The sequence below is a fragment of the Streptomyces sp. NPDC058221 genome (assembly GCF_042882365.1).
GTDB lineage: Bacteria > Actinomycetota > Actinomycetes > Streptomycetales > Streptomycetaceae > Streptomyces.
The window spans coordinates 1-3,235 of sequence record NZ_JBHVWF010000294.1 but is presented as its reverse complement, the minus strand read 5'-3'; the positions used below and the strand labels follow the sequence as shown (position 1 = coordinate 3,235).

Here is a 3,235-nt window from a genome sequence, read left to right as displayed (position 1 = left end):
GATGTACGTCCCGTTCTCCTGGTACGAGCCCATGTGGCTGGAGAACCTCGGCTTCGCCGACGAGGGCGAGGGCTGGAAGCTCACCGAGGCCGGAGTCACCGAACTCGACGGCGACCTGCCGGTGAACCCCTCGGGCGGGGTGCTCTCCACCAATCCCATCGGCGCCTCCGGAATGATCCGCTTCGCCGAGGCCGCCCTTCAGGTGAGGGGGCAGGCGGGGGAGCACCAGGTGGACGGGGCCCGCCGGGCGCTCGGCCACGCGTACGGCGGCGGCGCGCAGTTCTTCTCGATGTGGCTCGTGGGGTCCGAGCCGCCCACGGGCTGACCGCGGACCGCCCGGACAGGCCGCACCACCGCACTCCGCGGCCTGTCCGGGACCGTCGGTGATGGCTAGGCTCATTCCTGGCCGCAACGACGAGCGGGAGGAGCCGAAGTGGTGCACCGCACGACCACCCAACAGCCCTTGGCCGGCTGGCGGAAGCCTGAACTCGACCTCAGCAACGCACGCTGGCAGTCCGGCAGTCGGGGCATGGGCGATGTTCAGATCGCCTTCGTCGAAGGGTTCATCGCGATGCGCAACGCCGGCCGCCCCGGCAGTCCGTCGCTGGTCTTCAACCCGGCCGAGTGGCGGGCCTTCGTGGTCAACGCCCGTGCGGGCGAGTTCGACGTCACCTGACGGACCCGTACGGCGGGCCCGGTCAGGGCCACAGCAGTTCGCGCACCCAGCCGTCCTGCTCGGAGCGGTAGTTGAGCCGGGTGTGCTTGCGCTGCGGGTCGCCCTGCCAGAACTCCACGCTCTGCGGCCGCACGGTGTGCAGCCGCCACCCCGGCGGCACGAGGCCGGGCTCCCGCTCCAGCCGCTCCAGCGACCGGCGCACCTGCGCATCGCGCTCGCCGGGGTCGTGCAGCGGGCTGCTCTGCCGGCCGAGCAGCGACTCCGCCCTGGCTCCCGCTCCGCGGGCCCGGAAGTCGGCGGCGCCCATCTCGGCGCTCTCCGTGGCCACGGGTCCGCGCACCCTGACCTGCCGGGCCAGCGGTGACCAGTAGAAGGTGAGCGCCGCATAGGGCCTGGCCGCGAGATCGCGGCCCTTGACTCCGCCCGAGTCCGAGGCGAACTGCCAGCCCTGTGCGGTGACGTCCTTCAGGATGAGCGTGCGGGCGCTCGGATTCCCGTCGGCGCCCGCCGTGGACAGGGTCATCGCGTGCGGCTCCCGTACCCCGGCCTCCAGGGCGTGCAGCAGCCACTGGGTGAACAGCTCGGCCGGGTCCTCCGGCGCCGTCCGCGGGTCGAATGCGGGCAACTCGCCCTGGAACACCTCGATGTCGCGCAGCAGCCTCCGCAGCCCGGTCATGACGTCCTCCCCGGTGGCACCGTCCGGCACGCGCCCGGAGGGCGGCCTTCGGCTAATGGTTCAGCGTGACGCCACCATCAGCATCATGCCCACCAGCCGCGCGCCCGGGAGTCGCCTGCCCGACACCCGGCTCGCACTCGACCTCGCGCTCACCGTCCGCCACGACGGGAGGGGCGGTGTCGCGGACGACCTCGACACCCCGGCCGGCCTCACCGGCTGGGTCCGTGGGCATGCGGTGCTGCTGAGCCTCGTCCCGGCGCCGGCCGCGTGGACGGCCGACAGTGCGGACCTCGCCGCGGTGCGGTCCCTGCGCGCCGCCGCACGGGCACTCTTCGCCCACGCCGTGCGCCCCGGCGAACCCGGTCCCGCCGACGCCGCACGGCTGATCCCCGTCGAGGCGGCGCTCGGCCGGCTGAACGAGGCGGCCGCTGCCGTGCCCGCCGTGCCGCGCCTGGAATGGCCACCGGACGGCGAACCCGTGTCCACCGACCCACCCGGCCGGGGGCATAGAGGTGGACGCGCTCCCCGCCGCCCTGGCCCGCGCCGTCATCGGATTCCTGTCCGGGCCCGACCGCACGGCCCTGCGTGCCTGCCGCGCCCCCCGCTGCGTGCGCTACTTCGTCAAGGAGCACCCCCGCCAGGAGTGGTGCAAGCCGTCCTGCGGCAACCGCGCCCGCGTCGCACGGCATCACGAGCGACACCGCACACCGTAGGTAGCGTGGTGGGCGTGACCGCTGAGAATGATCTTCGAACCCTGCTGGGCGACCTGCGGCCGGAGCTGCACCCGGGCCGCTACGTCTTCGCGACCATGCCCGGCGGTCAGGTGCCGGCCGGGGTCCGCCCGGTCGTCACGGTCGGTGAGACCGAGGGGCTCACGCTGGTGCTCCCGGAGGCGGAGGCCGTGGCGGCCGGGCTGAGCCACTCCTACCCGGCGGGCTGGATCACGCTCCGTGTCCACTCGGCGCTGGAAGCCGTCGGGCTGACCGCCGCGGTGTCCCTCGCCCTCACCGACGCCGGCATCAGCTGCAACGTGGTGGCCGGGTTCCACCACGACCACCTCTTCGTCCCGCACGTCAGGGCCGCCGAGGCCGTTGCCGTACTGAAGGCACTGGCCGCGGAGTCGGGTACGGGATGACGGGCGCCCGGAAGGCGCCGGTGCGGCGGGATGCGGCCGCGCAGCTGCCGGGCACCCCGGTGGGTGTGCCCCCCCCCGGCACCGCCCAGGGGGGCCGCGGGCCCGGCTCCGCGAGGTGAGCCCGGCCACGTAACATGTCCGCATGTCCTTCCTCCGCCGCCGTAGCGCCGCCACACCCGCGGGCCCCGACTTCGACGTCCTGGCCATGGACCCGGGGGACTGGCCCGGCAACCTCGGCGCCGGTCTGCTGCCCGCCCCGGACGGCAGCTGTCAGGGCGTCTTCCTCCGGTACGACCTCTTCGGCGGCCGCGGCCCCGCGATGATCATCGGGAATCTCCCGGAGGGCTCGCCCGCCCGCGAGACCGAGGACGGGCAGGTGCCCTTCGAGGTGGCCCAGCTGCTGCTCGCGCTGGAGAACGACGAGCCCGTCGAGGTCACCGGGACCGAGGACATGCCCGTGATGCAGGGCGACAACCTGCTGATCGTGCGCCGCGTCAAGCTCTCCGAGAGCCGGATCGCCTGCGTGCAGTTCGACCGCAGCGACGGCGTGCTCGTGACGATCGCCAGCTGGGACCGGCCGATCACCGACGATCTGTACACGCTCCTGAAACCGCTGCCCGCAGAGCTCTTCCAGCAGGGCTGAGCCGGCCTGGCGCCATGCCGGGAACAAGGGCCGTGCGGCGCCCTCTTGACGATGCCTGAGAAGCAGCCGGAACGCGGATGGGGCAGACCCGAGCCGGGTCTGCCC

5 protein-coding genes and 2 pseudogenes are annotated in these 3,235 nt (G+C 73.6%); 6 read left to right on the top strand and 1 reads right to left on the bottom strand.

Annotated elements, in window-relative coordinates; translation table 11 throughout:
* Positions 1-325 (top strand): annotated as a pseudogene (locus ACFVW8_RS38885) (thiolase domain-containing protein); the annotation flags it as partial.
* Between the two features lie 108 nt (positions 326-433).
* The gene (locus tag ACFVW8_RS38880; protein WP_389698742.1) at positions 434-676 is read left to right on the top strand and encodes a DUF397 domain-containing protein; all 243 of its coding nucleotides are present in this window, start codon (positions 434-436) and stop codon (positions 674-676) included.
* A gap of 22 nt (positions 677-698) precedes the next feature.
* Here ACFVW8_RS38880 and ACFVW8_RS38875 read toward each other — a convergent pair whose 3' ends face one another.
* Positions 699-1,352 carry a pyridoxal 5'-phosphate synthase gene (locus ACFVW8_RS38875; RefSeq protein WP_389698740.1) on the bottom strand — a complete coding sequence of 218 codons (654 nt, stop codon included), beginning with the start codon at positions 1,350-1,352 and terminating at the stop codon, positions 699-701.
* Between ACFVW8_RS38875 and ACFVW8_RS38870 the strand changes: the two are divergent.
* The 4 genes and pseudogenes from ACFVW8_RS38870 to ACFVW8_RS38855 all read left to right on the top strand — a co-directional run.
* A pseudogene (locus ACFVW8_RS38870) lies at positions 1,321-1,791 on the top strand (ABATE domain-containing protein); the annotation flags it as partial. The gene ACFVW8_RS38875 and the pseudogene ACFVW8_RS38870 sit on opposite strands and share 32 nt — an antisense overlap.
* A 73-nt stretch (positions 1,792-1,864) precedes the next feature.
* On the top strand, positions 1,865-2,065 hold the full coding sequence (locus ACFVW8_RS38865; protein WP_389698746.1) for a CGNR zinc finger domain-containing protein: 201 nt from the start codon (positions 1,865-1,867) through the stop codon (positions 2,063-2,065).
* A gap of 14 nt (positions 2,066-2,079) precedes the next feature.
* Positions 2,080-2,487, top strand: a complete 408-nt coding sequence (locus tag ACFVW8_RS38860; RefSeq protein WP_389698744.1) for an ACT domain-containing protein — start codon at positions 2,080-2,082, stop codon at positions 2,485-2,487.
* Between the two features lie 142 nt (positions 2,488-2,629).
* The gene (locus tag ACFVW8_RS38855) at positions 2,630-3,130 is read left to right on the top strand and encodes a hypothetical protein (protein ID WP_389698738.1); all 501 of its coding nucleotides are present in this window, start codon (positions 2,630-2,632) and stop codon (positions 3,128-3,130) included.
* The last annotated feature ends 105 nt before the right edge of the window (positions 3,131-3,235 follow it).

Bases quoted from the DNA above. Each gene is read 5' to 3' on its own strand.
- ACFVW8_RS38875 (WP_389698740.1), bottom strand. From the start codon at position 1,352: ATGACCGGGCTGCGGAGGCTGCTGCGCGACATCGAGGTGTTCCAGGGC.
- ACFVW8_RS38855 (WP_389698738.1), top strand. From the start codon at position 2,630: ATGTCCTTCCTCCGCCGCCGTAGCGCCGCCACACCCGCGGGCCCCGAC.